The sequence below is a fragment of the Bifidobacterium sp. UTCIF-38 genome (assembly GCF_006454495.1).
Taxonomy (GTDB): domain Bacteria; phylum Actinomycetota; class Actinomycetes; order Actinomycetales; family Bifidobacteriaceae; genus Bifidobacterium; species Bifidobacterium callitrichos.
This window is the reverse complement of the sequence record NZ_JFAL01000012.1, coordinates 101,259-118,079: the sequence shown is the minus strand read 5'-3', so window position 1 is coordinate 118,079 and position 16,821 is coordinate 101,259. Positions and strand designations below refer to the sequence as shown.

General features: G+C 65.8%; 13 protein-coding genes and 1 tRNA gene. 10 read left to right on the top strand and 4 right to left on the bottom strand.

What is annotated here, in order from left to right:
* Positions 1–77: 77 nt before the first annotated feature.
* Together BW11_RS05240 and BW11_RS05235 are read left to right on the top strand one after the other, a co-directional pair.
* Positions 78–773 carry a GNAT family N-acetyltransferase gene (locus tag BW11_RS05240; protein ID WP_140444933.1) on the top strand — a complete coding sequence of 232 codons (696 nt, stop codon included), beginning with the start codon at positions 78–80 and terminating at the stop codon, positions 771–773.
* A 107-nt stretch (positions 774–880) separates the two neighbouring features.
* Positions 881–2,083, top strand: coding sequence for an MFS transporter (locus BW11_RS05235; protein WP_238549638.1), 1,203 nt, complete (start codon positions 881–883; stop codon positions 2,081–2,083).
* 4 nt (positions 2,084–2,087) lie between these two features.
* Here BW11_RS05235 and BW11_RS05230 read toward each other — a convergent pair whose 3' ends face one another.
* A complete protein-coding gene (locus BW11_RS05230; RefSeq protein WP_140444932.1) occupies positions 2,088–3,158 on the bottom strand; it encodes a Gfo/Idh/MocA family protein in 1,071 nt (356 codons plus the stop codon).
* Between the two features lie 201 nt (positions 3,159–3,359).
* Between BW11_RS05230 and BW11_RS05225 the strand changes: the two genes are divergently transcribed.
* Genes BW11_RS05225 through BW11_RS05215 form a run of 3 tightly spaced genes read left to right on the top strand, consistent with a single transcriptional unit; the run spans position 3,360 to position 6,440 of the window.
* On the top strand, positions 3,360–4,535 hold the full coding sequence (locus BW11_RS05225; protein WP_181162517.1) for a pyridoxal phosphate-dependent aminotransferase: 1,176 nt from the start codon (positions 3,360–3,362) through the stop codon (positions 4,533–4,535).
* Between the two features lie 58 nt (positions 4,536–4,593).
* Positions 4,594–5,562, top strand: coding sequence for a Ppx/GppA phosphatase family protein (locus BW11_RS05220; protein WP_043165123.1), 969 nt, complete (start codon positions 4,594–4,596; stop codon positions 5,560–5,562).
* 11 nt (positions 5,563–5,573) lie between these two features.
* Positions 5,574–6,440: an aldo/keto reductase gene (locus BW11_RS05215; RefSeq protein ID WP_258184552.1), complete on the top strand. Its 867-nt coding sequence runs from the start codon at positions 5,574–5,576 to the stop codon at positions 6,438–6,440.
* 866 nt (positions 6,441–7,306) lie between these two features.
* Here BW11_RS05215 and BW11_RS05210 read toward each other — a convergent pair.
* The 3 genes from BW11_RS05210 to BW11_RS05200 form a co-directional block, all read right to left on the bottom strand.
* Entirely contained in the window at positions 7,307–7,933 is a 627-nt protein-coding gene (locus tag BW11_RS05210) for a hypothetical protein (protein WP_258184551.1), read from the bottom strand.
* A gap of 195 nt (positions 7,934–8,128) precedes the next feature.
* Positions 8,129–9,139 (bottom strand): DNA-processing protein DprA, encoded by a 1,011-nt coding sequence (locus BW11_RS05205; RefSeq protein WP_140444930.1) that lies wholly within the window; start codon positions 9,137–9,139, stop codon positions 8,129–8,131.
* A 221-nt stretch (positions 9,140–9,360) separates the two neighbouring features.
* Positions 9,361–9,436 (bottom strand) — tRNA-Arg (locus BW11_RS05200).
* Positions 9,437–10,064: 628 nt separating this feature from the next.
* Between BW11_RS05200 and BW11_RS05195 the strand changes: the two genes are divergently transcribed.
* The 5 genes from BW11_RS05195 (at position 10,065) to nrdG (ending at position 16,563) form a co-directional block, all read left to right on the top strand.
* The gene (locus BW11_RS05195) at positions 10,065–11,027 is read left to right on the top strand and encodes an endonuclease/exonuclease/phosphatase family protein (RefSeq protein ID WP_181162516.1); all 963 of its coding nucleotides are present in this window, start codon (positions 10,065–10,067) and stop codon (positions 11,025–11,027) included.
* A 63-nt stretch (positions 11,028–11,090) separates the two neighbouring features.
* Positions 11,091–12,434: an exodeoxyribonuclease VII large subunit gene (xseA, locus tag BW11_RS05190; RefSeq protein ID WP_140444928.1), complete on the top strand. Its 1,344-nt coding sequence runs from the start codon at positions 11,091–11,093 to the stop codon at positions 12,432–12,434.
* Between the two features lie 127 nt (positions 12,435–12,561).
* Positions 12,562–12,903: an exodeoxyribonuclease VII small subunit gene (locus tag BW11_RS05185; protein WP_140444927.1), complete on the top strand. Its 342-nt coding sequence runs from the start codon at positions 12,562–12,564 to the stop codon at positions 12,901–12,903.
* Positions 12,904–13,276: 373 nt separating this feature from the next.
* The gene (nrdD, locus tag BW11_RS05180; protein ID WP_043165132.1) at positions 13,277–15,676 is read left to right on the top strand and encodes an anaerobic ribonucleoside-triphosphate reductase; all 2,400 of its coding nucleotides are present in this window, start codon (positions 13,277–13,279) and stop codon (positions 15,674–15,676) included.
* Positions 15,677–15,864: 188 nt separating this feature from the next.
* Entirely contained in the window at positions 15,865–16,563 is a 699-nt protein-coding gene (gene nrdG / locus BW11_RS05175) for an anaerobic ribonucleoside-triphosphate reductase activating protein (RefSeq protein ID WP_140444926.1), read from the top strand.
* The last annotated feature ends 258 nt before the right edge of the window (positions 16,564–16,821 follow it).

Genomic DNA, 16,821 nt, shown 5'->3' with positions numbered 1-16,821 from the left:
GGAGACCGCGACCCTCGTGCGTGCACGTGTGGGCGGGCGCACGTGCCGAACGACCAACCATAAGGAGTGCAAGGCATATGGCTGCGACCGGCGCAACCGCCAACACAACCGCAACCGCAACCGTCATCTACCGGCCGATCCGCCGAAGCGACATCGACGCCATCGTCGAACAGTTCTACCGCACCTGGGGCGTCGACGAACCCGGGGATCCGGCCATCGCGCGCATGACCTCGCGTCATTTCACGCTCCACTACCTCGAACCGGCCACACGCGGCGACATCGCCGAAGGCCCCGACGGCACGTTCATGGGCGTCACCCTGACCCGCGTGGCCGGCCGTCCCACGCTGTTCGACGACACGGCGGACGAACTGAAGCGCATCGACGCCGAACTCGACGCCACACCCGAAGGCGCCGCGGCGCTCGCGCGCACCAACGCATGGCATGCGCTCGAAACCCGCATGGAGGACGACATCGCCGTCAACAGCCGATGCCAGGGCGAACTCGAACTGTTCCTCGTCGCGCCCGCCGCACGAGGCCACGGCGTCGGCGGCACCCTGTGGCGCAGGATGCTCGACCATTTCGCGGCCGAAGGCGTCGAACGCTACTACCTGCACACCGACTCCACGTGCGACGTCGGCTTCTACGACCACAAGGGATTGCGGCGCGTCGCCGAACGGTACGCGAAGGACCACGCCGACGAACCCGCCGGCAACGGCGACGACGTCTTCATCTACGAAGGCGGGATCGAGCGGGAAGGCGGGGCCGAGGCGTGAGCGCGAGCGCAACCACGGTGAACGCATCCCCCTACGCACGCCTGTTCCGCATCCCCGGCGCGAAGGCGTTCTGCGTCTCCGGGGCCGTGGCGCGACTGCCGATCTCCATGATGAGTCTCGGCATCGTGCTCGCCCTGAACCACCTGTACGACAACTGGACGGTCGCCGGCACGATGAGCGCCGTCTACGTGTTCGCCCTGTCCTGCGTGACCCCGTTCTACGCGCGCGCCTTCGACCGGTTCGGCCAGCGCCGCGTCGGCCGCATCGCCCTCGCCGTGCAGGTCGTCTCGATGCTCGCCTTCGCGTTCGCGGCCCTCGTGCGCGTGCCGATCCCGCTGCTGTTCGCGCTCGCCGTCGTGATGGGACTGACCCAGTTCTCGTTCGGCGCGCTCGTGCGCACCCGTTGGGCGTACGCGCTGCGCGGCGTCGAGGACGGCGAGGCGCTGCTCAACACCGCGTACGCGATGGAGGCGGCGATCGACGAGGTCGTGTTCATTCTGGGCCCGATCCTCGCCGCGTGGCTCGCGACCTCGGTGCATCCGGTCAGCCAGCTGTTCGTGCCGACGCTCGCCTGCGGCATCGGCGGCGCCGTGTTCTTCTCGCTCAAGTCGACGCAGCCGCCGGCCATGGTCGAGACCGTCGACGTGCCCGGGGCCGGGGCGGGGGCTGCCGCGGATCGCCCCGCCGCCGGCAAGGCCGATTCCCTGAGCCTCGACCCGCTGCGCCGTCAGGGCGCCAGACCGAGGAGCGTGCTGCTCTACGGCGGCGTGCTGCCCCTGCTGATCGTGTTCGTGGTGTTCAACATGAGCTTCACCGCGTTCGACGTGTCGATCACCGCGTCGATCAAATCGATGGGACTGGAGGGCTTCCTCGGCCTTCAGCTGGCCATGTTCGCGCTCGGCTCGTGCATCGGCGCGATCGTCTTCGGCTCGCGCCAGCTCAAGGGCTCGCACTGGGGGCACATGGTCATGTTCCTGTGCCTGCTCGCCGTCGGCTATGTGGGCTTCCGTCTGGCGATGGACAACCTGCTGCTGCTCGGCGCCGTCGAGATCCTCACCGGTCTGTTCGTCTCGCCGCTGTTCACCACCGGCAACCTCATCGTCAAGGATCTCGTGCCGGCCGAAAGCCTGACCGAGGGCCTGAGCTGGGTGACGACCGCCGGCACGGTCGGCACGTCGATCGGCTCGTCCGTGGCGGGCATCACGCTCGACGCGGCGGGCCCGCACGTCGGCATGCTCCTGCCCGCCACGTTCACCGCCTGCGCCGTGCCGCTCGCCCTCCTCGGCTGGGTTCTGGCCAAACGGCGCTAGGGGCCTATCGGCGCTCGAACGGATACGCCAGCCCCCATGCCACGCGGATGCGATCCATCAGCTCCATGATGCGCATCGTATCCGCGTGGGGCATCTGGGCGCATTCGCCCAGGCCGTCGAGGATCGCGTTCGCCGCGGCGGCGACCTCGTACTCGTAGCCGGTCAGCTGCGCCGGCACGTCGATGTGGCGCTTCACCTCGTGGTCGAGGCCGTACACGTCGATGCCGGTCGGATTGTTGATGTTGTCGACGATCGCATACCCCTTGTCGCCCTCGATCACGCCGGCGCGGTCCGAGGCGACCGCACGCGAGCTGGTCGCCACGGCCATCAGCCCGTCGTCGTAGACGATCGTCGTCGCGTTCGACTGGTCCACGCCCGACTCGTACGGGACCATCACCGTGTTCAGCGAGGCGATCTCACGCCCGTGATCGGCGCCGACGGCCATGTCGATGAAGTTCAGCGCGTACACGCCCACGTCGAGCAGCGCGCCGCCGGCCAGCGCCGGATTCGTGATGCGGTCGCGCCCGTGGTTCTCGTAGCTCAGGTCGGCGCGCACCATGCGGATATCACCCAGTTCGCCCGAGGCGACGAGCTCGTTGATGATCGCGCGGCTCGGCTGGTAGCGGGTCCAGATCGCCTCCGTGGCGAGCAGACCGGTCTCATCGGCCACCTTGAGCAGCTCTCGGGCCTGCGCCGCGTTCGCGGTGAACGACTTCTCCACCAGCACGTTCCTGCCGGCCTTGAGGCACAGGATCGCCTGCTCGGCGTGGAAGACGTGCGGAGTCGCGATGTACACCAGATCGACCATCGGATCGGCCGCCAGCTCCTCGTACGATCCGTACGCCCTGTCGAAGCCGTACCTGCCGCGGAACTCCTCGGCGCGCTCGTAGTCGCGGGCCGCCACCGCATACGGGTGGATCCACCCGGCGTAACGCTCGTCTGCGGCCATTTTCACCAGCGTCGTCGCCATCGTGTTCGCGATCGACCCGGCGCCCAGAATGGCGACGTTCACCTTCTCGCCGTTCGCCTCGACCTCGGCTCGTCTGCCGTTCAGCCTGCCGTTCAGCCTGCCCATCGTTCCTCCTTGAATCGTGTCGAATCGTTGAATCGTGTCGAATCGTGCATCCACCCGTGCGGGACGGGCCCGACGGGACAAGCCCAATCCTACCCGTCGCCACGTCTCGCGGGCGGGACCACCCCGCCGCCCCACGGCCATCCTGTCGGGCCATGCCGATACAACGGGCGTATGACCAGTGGTGAAGCAAAGCAGCCCGTGATGTCACGACGCGCCCGCGAGGCGCAGCCCTTCCGCGCCATGGTGTTCGGCGCGAAGGCCGACGAGATGATCGCCAACGGCGTGAACGTCATCAAACTCTCCCTCGGCGAACCCGACTTCGGCGCGCCCCCGGCGGTGCGCGACGCGATGCGCGAACAGTACGACGGCCGCGCACTGCCCTACACCGCCGCCATGGGCCTGCCCGAACTGCGTCAGGCGATCGCCGACTTCTACCGCGAACGCCACGACCTCGGCATCGACCCCAGACGCATCGTCATCACCTCCGGAGGATCGGCCGCGCTCCTGCTCGCCACCGCACTGACCGTCGACCCGGGCGACGAGGTCATCATCGCCGACCCGTCCTACCCGTGCAACCGCGAACTCGTCAACAGCTTCGAAGGCAGGGTCGTCGACGTGCCCACCTCGGCTGCCACCCGATTCCATTTGAACCGCGAACTGGTCGCCGCGCACTGGACCGAACGCACGAAGGCCGTGATGATCACCTCGCCGTCCAACCCGACCGGCACCACCATCGACTTCCGCGTGCTTTCCGAGGTCGCTGCCTTCGCGCGCGAACACGGCGCGTGGCGCATCGTCGACGAGACCTACCTCGACCTGGCCGACCGCGAACCGGACGGCACCGAGGTCAAATCCGTCCTCGCCTGCGACGACGGCGCGATCGTGTGCAACAGCTTCTCCAAGTTCTTCGGCATGACCGGCTGGAGGCTCGGCTGGGCCATCGTCCCCGACGACCCCGCCGTGCTCACCGCGGTCGACGACCTCGCCACCAACTACTACCTGTGCGCGCACACGCCCACCCAGCACGCCGCGCTCGCCTGCTTCACGCCCGACAGCCTCGCCGAATGCGAGCGTCGCCGGCAGGAGCTGCTCGCACGCCGACGCATCGTCGTCGACGGCCTGAAACGCATCGGCCTGCCCGTCGAAGTGGAGCCGAACGGCGCGTTCTACGCCTACTTCAACATCTCCTCGACCGGACTGGACGCATGGACGTTCTGCGAGCGCGCGCTCGACGAGGCGCACGTCGCGCTGACCCCGGGCCGAGACTTCGGCGCCGCCACCGCGGACACGCACGTGCGCCTGAGCTACGCCGCATCGCGCGAGGCGCTCGCCGAGGGCCTCGACCGTCTCGGCCGCTGGCTGCCCACCCTGCGATAAGATTTGATACCTGATCAGAGAAAAGATCAGAGAAAAAAGAAGAAGGAATCCAACCCACATGGTCAATCTGCGCGCGCACACCACGCGACTCGGCGTGCTCGACATCGGTTCGAACACCATCCACATGCTCATCGTCGACGCGGCTCCCGGCGCCCGCCCCGAGCCGGAGGCCAGCACGAAGCGCACCGTGCGTCTGATGCAGTACCTCAAGGAGGACGGCTCCATCAAGAAGGCCGGCATCGACGCGATCCTCGAGGCCGTCGACGAGAGCATGAAGCTCGCCGAGGAGTATGACATCACGCAGCTGCTCGCGATGGCCACCAGCGCCCTGCGCGAGGCGCCGAACGGCAACAAGGTGCTACGCAAGATCGAGGAGCGCATCGGTCAGGGCGTCACGGTCCTGTCCGGCACCGACGAGGCGAGACTCACGTTCCTCGCCGCCCGACGCTGGTACGGCTGGGACGCCGGCCGTCTGCTCATGCTCGACATCGGCGGCGGCTCGCTCGAGGTCGCGATGGGCTCCGACGAGGAGCCGACCGTCGCGCTGTCCGTGCCGGCCGGCGCGGGCCGTGTGACCACCAAGTACCTGCCCGAGGGCACCGCCACGCCCGAGCAGCTCGAGGATGTGCGCCGGCATGTGCGCAAGATCCTCGAGCCGATGGTCGAGGCGTTCCCCAAGTCGAAGCATCCGAACCATGCGGTCGGCACGTCGAAGACGTTCCGTTCGCTCGCCCGGCTCGCCGGAGCCGTGCTTCGCCAGCCGGGACGCGAGGACACGCTCATCATGACGCGCGAGCAGCTCGAGGACTGGATTCCGCGTCTCGCCGCGATCGCCCCGGAGCAGCGCGTGGCGCTGCCGGGCATCACCCCGGAGCGTACGATGCAGATCGTCGGCGGCGGCGTCGTGGCCGACGAGATCATGAAGGCGTTGAACATCCAGGAGATCGAGATCTGCCCGTGGGCGCTGCGCGAGGGCGCGATCCTGCGATGGCTCGACCAGTTCGGCCGCACCCGCCTCGGCTTCTAGGATGCATGAGTATGAGCATGTCATTCAAGGACACGGTCACCCTGCATGACGGCACGCCGATGCCGCGACTCGGCATGGGCACATGGCATCTGGCCGAGGGACGGCGATCCGAACAGCAGGAGATCGACGCGCTTCGGGCCGGACTCGACGCGGGAATCACCCTGATCGACACGGCGGAGATGTACGCCGATGGGGGAGCGGAGCGCCTCGCCGGCCGTGCGATCGCCGGATACGACCGTTCCAAGCTGTTCCTCGTCTCCAAGGTCTACCCGCACAACGCGGGGCGCGGCCGGCTGCGGCGCAGTCTGGAGGCGTCGCTCGCGCGCCTCGGCACCGACTATCTCGACATGTACCTGCTGCACTGGCGCGGCTCGATACCGCTGTCCGAGACCGTGGCGTGCATGCAGGAGGCCAGAGCGGACGGGCTGATCCGCAACTGGGGCGTCTCGAACTTCGACGTCGACGACATGCGCGAGCTGTTCGCCGTGCCGGGCGGCGACGCCTGTGCGGTCAATCAGGACCTCTACCATCTCGGCTCGCGCGGCGTTGAATTCTCGTTGCTTGACTGGACGGACGCGCATGGCGTGCCGCTCATGGCCTACTGTCCGTTGGCGCAGGCGGGTGTGCTGCGCGACGGGCTGCTCTCCTCGCCGGTCGTACGCCGCATCGCCGACGCGCATGGCGTCGAACCGATGCAGATCCTGCTCGCGTTCGTGCTGCGCCGTGACGACGTCATCGCGATTCCCTGCTCGGGTGACGCACGTCACGTGCTCGCGAACCTGCGCGTGCGGGACATCGAACTGACGGCAGACGAGCTCGCGGCGCTGGACGACGCCTTCCCCGCGCCGAGCGACAAGGAGCCCCTCGACATGCAGTGACGGCGTGGCGTCGGAACCGAGGTCGTGGGATGACGGCTCGGCGTCAATCGGTGTCCGGGTGTCCGGGTGGACGGGGTAACTGCCGCTCAACGAAAAGATCCTTCGAAATTGCGTTGAGTGGCAGTGTTTTCTGCCGCTCAACGACGAATCGTTGATTTTTCGCGTTGAACGGCAGCGAACATTCGCATTCCACGCCCCCCTGATAATTGACGTGGTGCCAAAACGGCTATTTTCCAACGATTCTGGAAATCGTGATTCGCATGATGGTGCTTGGTGGAAGCCCGCTGCTGCCGCTCAACGAGAAAAGCGGCGGAAATTGCGTTGAGCGGCAGTAAGTGGCTGGAGCACTGAGGACGCGTAAACCGAAAACCCCTTGGAACGCAATGGTTCCAAGGGGTTCATGGTGCCCCGGATCAGATTCGAACTGACGACACCCGCTTAGATCGGGGCGTCGGTTACTGCTTGGTGGACTTTTTCTTGGATGCTGTAATCGTTGAAAAATGGCGGTTTCTGGATCAGCTGGATATTGTCGATGTTGGGTGTGTGTGGGTGTTTTGAGAGGTCATTACACCCGGATTGCACCCGGGTGTGATTTTCGTGGGCTGTTGTGGAGCGCGTTGTACTGTGGGCGCCGGAACTTCTTGCTATGTCGTTCCCGGGGTTTGAACGGCATGAACGTAGTGGATCGCGTGTCTTCCCAATAACAGCTGTTATTTTTCGTTAGCCGATGACGTGTCTGACGATCGTTGTGATTCCAACGGTTTCAACCCCGAAATATCACTCATCACACATATAACAGAGGATGTTATAAGGGGTGTATTGCTGGTTGGATGACGTCTGGGCCATGTGTTGCTTGCCGCTGGGCGTCATGCGTCGGGTTCGGTGCGTCGGTGCCAGGGGCAGTAGCCGCTGATGTAGTTGATTTTGCGGTGGAAGGCTCGGGTGTATGCCGGGTTGATCGTGTCGAGGTATCGGGTGCTGACGATGCGGGCGACGCAGTAGACCGACACCTGTGCAGCTCCCTCGAGTTTAAGGCGGGCTGCGGCGGACAGCACGGTGCCGCCAGTGACCCACGAGTCGTCGACCAGCACGACGTCGCCGCCGAGATGGCGCCTGTCCGACGGGTCGGCCAACGCGAACGCGTCGGTGTCGAGGTTGCGGGTCTTGGCCTTCCGCGCCGTCAGGCGGATCTCCGGGACGTTGGGCAGCACTCCTTGGATGATGTCGTGGAGCGGGTGGGGCTGGCGGAAGCGTGGCGAGCCGGTCGCGGACGGCACCATGGCCCATCCACTCACCGGCATGCCGGCGGACTCGTCCAGACACTGGCCGTGGCCGACGAGGGCGAGGGCGGTGAGCGCGCGTATGATCCTGCGGTAGTCCGACGGCGGGTGCGGCGCCTTGTACCCGTACATCATCTTCAGCGTCTGGCTTGCCGGTTCCGTCGCGTACACTCCGCACGCGATCCGGTCCGCGGCCACCGTCGGGCCGGTCATGCCGAGTCCGGCCTGTAGTGCGCGTGGTCTGTGCGGCGAGCGTCTCGCAGCTGCGGCAGCGCGGGTACGCGGGGTTCCTGAACCCGCCGCATACCGGGCATAGCAGGTCGTGGTGCGACTCGTAGCGGACGGTCTGCAAGTAGCTGCCGGCCGTGTCGTCGAGTATCTGGTCGAGTCGGAGCCCGTACTGGTTGATCATGCGGTGGCCGTGGAGGAGACGAGCTGGTCGATGGCGTGGTCGAGTTCGTCGCCCAGGTGCAGGAGCCGCAGCAGAATGTCGTGCACTTGGCTGACGGTGGACGCCACGTACACGCCGGGCCTGCCGGCGAGCCTGCGGCCCCATTCGGTGCTGGCGGCGACGGTGTCGCGCAGGATGACGGGGCGTCCGTGCTGCTGGGCCTGCCTTGCCTGGATGCGTGTGCCCGAGTATTCGTTGGCCTCGACCACGACGGTGGCTATTCCGTAGCCGCTCATGGACGCGTTGCGCATGGGGAACGTGGTCTTCGTGGGCCCCTGGTCGGGCCAGAACTGGGAGAGCACGAGCCCCCTGCGGGCGATCTCGCGCTGGAGTGCCTCGTTCTGGCGTGGGTATTGGCGGGTGATGCCGGTGCCGATGAACGCGACCGTGCGCCCGTCCTCGGCGAGTGCCTGCTCGTGGGCGGCGGTGTCGATGCCGGCCGCGAGCCCGGCGATCACGGCGAACCGGCAGGCGACCAGCATGGACGCGGTGTCTCGCGCGAACCCGAGGGCCTCGGAGGAGGCCTCGCGCGAACCGACCACGCTCACCGCGAGCTCGTCCTGGACCATCGCGCCGTCGGCGAACAGGAACGGGGGCATGTCCGCGATCTGGCGCAGCCGATTCGGGTAGCGCCCGTCCAGCACCGACACGAAATCCAAGTCCCGCCCGTGCCACTCTTGGACTTCGCGGCGGGCGGACTGCAGCGCCTTGTCCAAGGCGTGGCGTCGTTCGGCCGTCGGGGGCACGTCGTCCTCGTCAAACAATGCGGGATCGCCGTCGTACAGGGGGTCGTCGTCGATGAGGTGATGGTGCACGGGGTCCATTTCGTGGTCGAGCACCGCGACCGCGCTGCCCTGACGTGCCACGGTGTTCGCGACCGACGACCACGTGTCGCGGTGTTCGTCGATCGTGGTGAGCAACGCCACCAGCGCGGCGTTCTCCTCCAGCAGGCGATCCTGCGCAACCATACCGACCACGCTCCCATCCACACCCGAAACCAATCAGAACACCAGTCTACAAGCCCCACCACAACATCTCGCTTTCATGGAGCTCGCAATGGAACTGGAGTGACTTTGGCCCAAGATAACCAGTTACGATATAAGGAATGATGACGTATGTGGGGATGTCCAAAGCACCGAAGGCAGGTAACAAGCAGAACCCTTGGAACGCAATGGTTCCAAGGGGTTCATGGTGCCCCGGATCAGATTCGAACTGACGACACCCGCTTTAGGAGAGCGGTGCTCTATCCCCTGAGCTACCGAGGCGACAGCGGTCCATTGTACACGGGGGGTGGTCAACACGCATCCCGCGTGGCAGAACGGGTGTCCGCGTGCGTCGGTTACGTCCGTGTGCGTCGGTCGCCGGTATTGCCCGTGCGCGTCGGTTCGCGCTACATTGCCCGGCATGGGGGCGAACTTGTGAAATCGTCCTTCGAACATGTCTCCTCGCATCGCGATAACAGTAATGTGGCCGGAGATGTAAGGAGGTGCGGTGGCAGGTCGATCGGCGGGAGGGAACAAGCGTGGCGCATCGCGTTCGGCAAGTGGATCCCGTTCGGCGGGTTCGCCTCGCTCGTCCCGTCCGTCCCGTTCAGGTCGTTCATCCGGTGCATCCCGGTCGTCGCCGAGGTTCGACTCCGGCCGGGACGAACTGATCGCCCGCGCCGAGACGGACGCCAGAGAGCGTGCTCGCGCAGAGCGCGTGAACGGTGCGCGCTCGTCGGGATCGCGCTCCGGTGGTAAGCCGGCGAGACGCGCCGGAGCGTCGCGCACATCCGCAACCCGCACGGCGCGCAGGATCACGGTAAGGAAGCGCAGCATGAACGGACATGGGGATTACGGCGGAAACTCGCGCAGGCATCGGGTGGCGGGCGCATGCTCGACACTGTTCGCCATGCTCGCGCTCGTCGGCGTGGCCGCCCGCGCGCTGCCCTCCGATCTGCAGACGACGCCCTACGTGCCGATCATCGTGTCGGCCGCGCCGTGGTTCATCCTGCTTGCGGCCCTGTCGCTGGTGCTGGCGTTCGTCTCGAAACGCGTCGTGACCGCCGTGGTCGCGCTCGCCCTGCTCGCGGTGAACGTGTACTGGCAGTACCCGTTCCTCCACCCGTCGGCGCAGCTTCCGGGCCGGGCGCTGTCCGCCACCGCGCAGGCCAATCCGATCCTCGACGACTCCTACGCGCGCGTGATGACGTTCAACGTATATAAAGGTCGCGCCGACGCGCAGGCGATCGTCGACACGGTGCGCGACCAGCGCGTCGAGGTGCTGGCATTGCAGGAGACGACCGAGGCGTTCGTCGCCCGTCTCGAGGCCGCCGGCATCGGGGACTATCTGCCGTATGCGCATGTCTCCAGCTCGGACGGCATGTACGGCAACGGACTGTGGTCCGCGACGCCCCTCGCCGATCCGGCCGACGACGACGTGAACTCCAGCGCCTCGTTCATGCCGGGCGGCACCGTCTCGTTCGCCGGCGGCGCGAAGCTGATCCGATTCGTCTCCGTGCACACCACCGCCCCTGTGCCCGGGTACTGGAACCAGTGGAGGCGCGCGCTCGACGAACTGGCGCTGATGCGCTCGCACACGGACGCGACGTACGTGTTCATGGGCGATTTCAACGCGACCTACGATCACGCCCCGTTCCGTGGGTTCCTGGGCGATCGCTTCAGCGACGCCGCCCGCCAGTCGGGCCACGGGTTCACGTTCACCTGGCCGGCCGATCGGGTCGTGCCTCCCGCGTTCGCCGGGATCGACCATGTGGTCGTCGACAGGGGGATCGTCGCGGGGCAGATGCAGGTCAAGCGCATCGCCGGGTCCGATCACGAGGCGCTGTTGGCGACTCTTGCAGTTGAGAGCTGAGTTATCCACATTGGCCGTATCCGGTTTCCGGCCTGACAGCGGGCCTGAACTATAGTGGACCCCATGAGTTATGACATGAACGCCAACGGCTACGGTCGGGGCTATGGCCAGGGCTATGGCCAAGGCTATGGCCAGGCCCAGAATGGTCCGGCGGGATCGGGGGCGCAGCCGCCCGCCGGCCCTCGTCCGCTCGACCAGCTGCCCCGGCTCGCCGCCGAGACCACGGCCGAGAACCCGTGGCCGGTGAGCGTGCTGAGCCAGAAGTTCCACAACGCCGTGGCGAAATGGCCCGCCGCGTGGATCTGCGGCCAGATCACCGAGATCAACACGCGTCGCGCCGGATCCGCCTACCTCACGGTGCGCGACGACTTCGAGGACATCGCGATATCCGTCTCCGGCTGGCGCGGGTTCGCCGCGGCCGCCTCGCAGTTCCGTCAGGGCGATCGCGTCGTCATCCACGGCCGCGCCGAGATCTGGGTCAAGCAGACGCGACTGAGCTTCATCGGCGACGACATCCGCAAGATCGGCGCCGGCGGCCTGAAGGAGCAGATCGACGAGCTGCGCAAGAAGCTCAAGGGCGAGGGTCTGTTCGACGCGGAGAACAAGATCCCGCTGCCGGAGTTCCCCAAGTGCATCGGCCTGATCTGCGCCCCGCAGGCCCGCGCCGAGGGCGACGTCGTCACCAACGTGAATCTGAGGTGGCCGGCCGTGCGATTCAAGATCGTGCACGCGCACGTGCAGGGCGCGCAGTGTCCGCCGGACATCATCGAGGCGATTCGTCGCCTCGACGCCGATCCGGACGTGGACGTGATCATCGTGGCCCGAGGAGGCGGCGCGTTCGAGGATCTCGTCGGCTTCTCCGACGAGGGCGTGGTGCGGGCCGCCGCGGCCTGCCGCACGCCGATCGTCTCCGCCATCGGACATGAGGACGATTGGACGCTGATCGATCTGGCCGTGGATCTGAGGGCGTCCACGCCGACCGACGCCGCCAAGAAGGTCGTGCCGGATGTGCGCGAGCAGTGGCAGCTCATCGACAACGCCGTGCGGCAGATGCGACTGCGCATCTCCGCTCGCGTGGACAACGAGATCCGCCTGATCGAGGGCTATGCGAACCGGCCGAGCCTGACGCAGCCGCTCACGATGCTCGAGCCGCATCAGCGGTTCATCGACGATGCGGTGAACCGACTCGACATCGGACTGCGCCGCATGGTGGACGACGCCTCGTTCACCATCGAGAAGGCGCACGCCTCGCTCACCGCATTAAGCCCGCAGTCCACGCTCAATCGCGGATACGCCGTCGTGCAGACCGCCGACGGGCGTGTGCTCGACGACGCCGCGGCCGTCAGGTCCGGCGACGAACTCACCCTGACCCTGAAGAAGGGCGTCGTCACCGCCAAGGCCGACTGACCCGCTGCCTTTCGGCTCCCCTTGTCGGAAAGGCCGGAAGGACTGGCCCGTGAAGCGGGACTGAGGGGCAGTCAGGGCATACAAATCATGCAAACATACGTAAGCAAAGGAAGCAAAGGAGAACGTCATGACCGAGAACACCGAGAACACTCAGAACGCTGAGACCACCGAGAACGCCACGGAGCAGGCCGCGTCCGCCGCCCCCGCCTCCACGCTGACCGACAAGGAACGCGAGATCATCGCCAACATGCCGTACGAGGAGGCGCGTGACAAGCTCATCCAGGCCGTGCAGGCGCTCGAGGCGGGCGGCCTCAACCTCGACCAGTCGATGCGCCAGTGGGAGATCGGCGAGGCGCTCGCCAAGCGCGCCCAGAGCCTGCTGAGCGACGTGCGTGCCCGCCTCGACGCCGCGCAGAATGCGCAGGCGGCCACGGCGAACACCGCTGGAACTCAGTCCAACTTGGACTGAGTTCCCCTCGCCGCATAGCGGCTCGCTTCGCTTCATACCTCGGCTCCCCTTGTCAGGGGAGCTGGCCCGCGAAGCGGGACTGAGGGGTAGTCAAGTGAGTGGGGACGTCTGTCGCACGACACGCGGGAACGCGCGATTGTCACATTAGTCACACGTTGCCGATTCGGCTTTATTCCGCCAAAAACCACTACCCCTAGTGTCGTCGCGGCGCGTCGCGACTAGATATAGGGTCGGGGTTGCCGTACAGTATCTGAGGCTCAAGTAATTACACCCGTGTGATTCACTCGGAATTCACCTGAATCACCTCTGCCGGACGCCTTGAAAACGGCCGCTTGGGGTATGCAGGTACGTAAGGAAGAAAGAGGGAGAAGCGATGGATACCGCAGCGATCGATACCGCGACCACAACCGTCAGGAACACCAGCCGTCAGGTGCAGGTGGAGAAGCGTGACGGCCGTATCGTCGACTTCGACCCGATCAACATCATCGAGGCCGTCAAGGCCGCCTTCGGCGATCTCGACAAGCAGGTCGGCCCCGAGGAGGAGGCCATGATCCGCGGCTTCGCCAATCAGGTCGAAGGCGAGATCAAGGAGCGCTACGCCGGCCCCGCCAAGATCGAGGACATCCAGAACCTCGTCGAGCACGCCCTGATCGACGCGCACCTGTACGACGTGGCGCGCGCCTACACCAACTACCGTCTCGACAAGGACATCCAGCGCGCCAAGGCCACGGACGTCAACGAGGCCGTGTCCCGCTTCATCAACCAGGACCCGACCCTCATCCACGAGAACGCCAACAAGGACGCCAACGTCTACGCCACCCAGCGAGACCTCCTCGCCGGCGCCGTCTCCAAGGCCGCCGCGTTCAACATGCTGCCGCCGGCCGTCTCCAACGCGCACATGAAGGGCGATATCCACTTCCACGACGCCGACTACTCGCCGTTCACCGCGCAGTCCAACTGCTCCCTGCCGAACTTCTGGGACATGCTCGCCAACGGCTTCACCCTCGGCAACGCGCCGATGGCATCCCCGAAGTCGATCGCCATCGCCGCCACGCAGATCACCCAGATCATGAAGGACGTGGCCTCCAGCCAGTACGGCGGCCAGACCGCCAACCGCGCCGACGAGCACCTCGCCACCTACGCGCGCCTCGACTACGAGAAGTTCCTTGAGGAGGCCCGCGAGATGATCCCCGACGACATGCCGATCGAGTTCGCGCGCCGTCAGGTCGCCAACGCCAAGGCGAACGAGCCGGCCAAGCTGCACTTCGAGAAGGGCCGCGAGCCGCTGCCGATGGACACCCCGTTCCACACCGACGTCGACGAGCTCGAGCAGGAGCGCGAGATCCTCGCCAAGATCCGCACCCGCAAGGCCATCTACGACGCCATGCAGACCATGGAGTACCAGATCAACTCCAACCGCGTCTCCAACGGCCAGACCCCGTTCGTCACCGTCGGCTTCGGCCTCGGCACCGACTGGTTCTCCCGTGAGATCCAGCGCGCGATCCTGCTCAACCGCATCCGCGGCCTCGGCAGGGAGCACCACACCGCCATCTTCCCGAAGCTCGTGTTCACCGTCCGTCACGGCGTGAACGCCGACCCGGGCGACCCGAACTACGATCTGAAGCAGCTGGCGCTCGAATCCGCCACCAAGCGCATGTACCCGGACGTCGTGTTCTATGAGAACATCGTCAAGATCACCGGCTCCTTCAAGGCGCCGATGGGCTGCCGCTCCTTCCTGCAGGGCTGGATCAACCCCGCCACCGGCAAGGACGAGGAGGACGGTCGCATGAACCTGGGCGTCGTCTCCGTGAACGTGCCGCGCATCGCCATCGAATCCCACGGCGACAAGGCCCGCTTCTGGAAGCTGTTCGAGGAGCGCATGGAGGTCGCGCATCAGGCCCTGCAGTTCCGCATCATGCGCTGCAAGCAGGCCACCCCGGTCAACGCCCCGACCCTGTTCCGCTACGGCGCCTTCGGCCGCCTCGGCGCGAACGACAACGTCGACCAGCTGTTCAAGAACGAGCGTGCCACCGTCTCCCTCGGCTACATCGGCCTGGCGGAGGCCACCGCCGTGTTCTACGGCAAGAACTGGATCCGCGACCACGGCTGGGATCCGGAGGGCAAGGAGTTCGCGCTGTCCATCGTCAAGCGCATGAGCGAGCTGTGCAAGCAGTGGAGCAAGGCGGAGGGCTACCACTACTCCGTGTACTCCACGCCGGCCGAATCCCTGACCGACCGCTTCAACCGCATGGACCGCGAGAAGTTCGGCCGCATCGAGGGCGTCACCGACCACGACTTCTACACCAACTCGTTCCACTACCCGGTGTGGCTGCAGCCCACCCCGATGGAGAAGCTCAACTACGAGAAGGACTTCCCGTACTACGCCTCCGGCGGCTTCATCAACTACTGCGAGTACCCGTGCCTGCAGGACAACCCGAAGGCGCTCGAGGCCGTGTGGGACTACGCCTACAACGTCGGCATCGGCTACCTCGGCACTAACACGCCGATCGACCACTGCTTCGTGTGCGGCTTCCAGGGTGACTTCGAGCCCACCGACGAGGGCTTCAAGTGCCCCGAGTGCGGCAACTCCGACCCGGACAAGTGCAACGTCACCAAGCGCACCTGCGGCTACCTCGGCAATCCGGTGTCCCGTCCGATGGTCCACGGCCGTCACGAGGAGATCTCCCACCGCGTCAAGCACATGAGCGGCGAGACCGGCCACGTGACGCTGGACGACGGCTCCACGCGCGAGTGGTTCGAAGAGACCAAGTAACTACTGGTATCGCGAGGGTCCGCATCGGCCTTCGCAATGGATCGCCTGACACACTCAAGGCCGTTCGGCCAAGCCTACGGTCAGTCAATCCATTGCGAAGGCCGATGCTCGTTTCGCTCAACGTTTCGGTTGAGTGGAGCGGCGGAAATACGGTCACAGAAAGAGAGAGCGACGTGACGGAGCGAGGGATGGTTCGACGGGATTTTGCTTCCGGGGAGACCGGGCGGGGGCCATCCGTGCCCTCGCATGGGCTCGCCAACGATCCTCGCGCGGGGCAGTGGGACGGGCGGCGGATGTCCAAGCGGATGATCGCCGACTACAAGACGTTCGTCGTCACCGACGGCGAGGGCGTACGCAACTCGCTGTACGTGTCCGGATGCCCGTTCCACTGCGTCGACTGCTTCAACTCGTCGATCTGGGATTTCCGTGCCGGACACGAGTACACGCAGGCGCTCGAGGATCGCATCATCGAGGATTTGAAGGCCCCGTGGGTGCAGGGCATCACGTTCCTGGGCGGCGAGCCGTTCCTCAACACGCCGGTGCTGCTGCCGTTGGCGCAGCGCATCCGGCGTGAGTTCGGCGACTCCAAGGACATCTGGTCGTGGACCGGATACACGTGGGAGGAGCTCATGCGCCCCGGGGAGACCCCCGACAAGCTCGAGCTGCTGAAGCTCATCGACATCCTCGTCGACGGGCGATATCTCAAGGATCAGAAGGACTCGCTGCTGCAGTTCCGCGGCTCGAAGAACCAGCGCATCATCGACGTGCCGAAATCCCTTGACGCCGGCCGGCCGATCATCTGGGCCAAGCTGCACGATCAGGAGCGCGACATTCCTGAAATATATCTGAAGGACCGCGAGGCCGGCGAAGGCGCCCAGGCCTCCTGACGCGGCGTGTCATCTGCGCTGCTCCTCGGTAGACGTACCTTCCTTCGATACGCCTTCCTTCGATACGCCTTGGGGTCTCGCGTATTTAGCAGTCTTTCAGCCTTATGCCATCGGCACGTCGGCCACAGGAGAAACAATTGCGGACACGCTACGCGCGCAATTGCACGAGCGGATGTTGACTCTGCTGATCCACAACTCATCCATCGATCGATTGATGCTTGAGTTGTGGCGAGGATCATTGCCACAACTCAAGAAAAA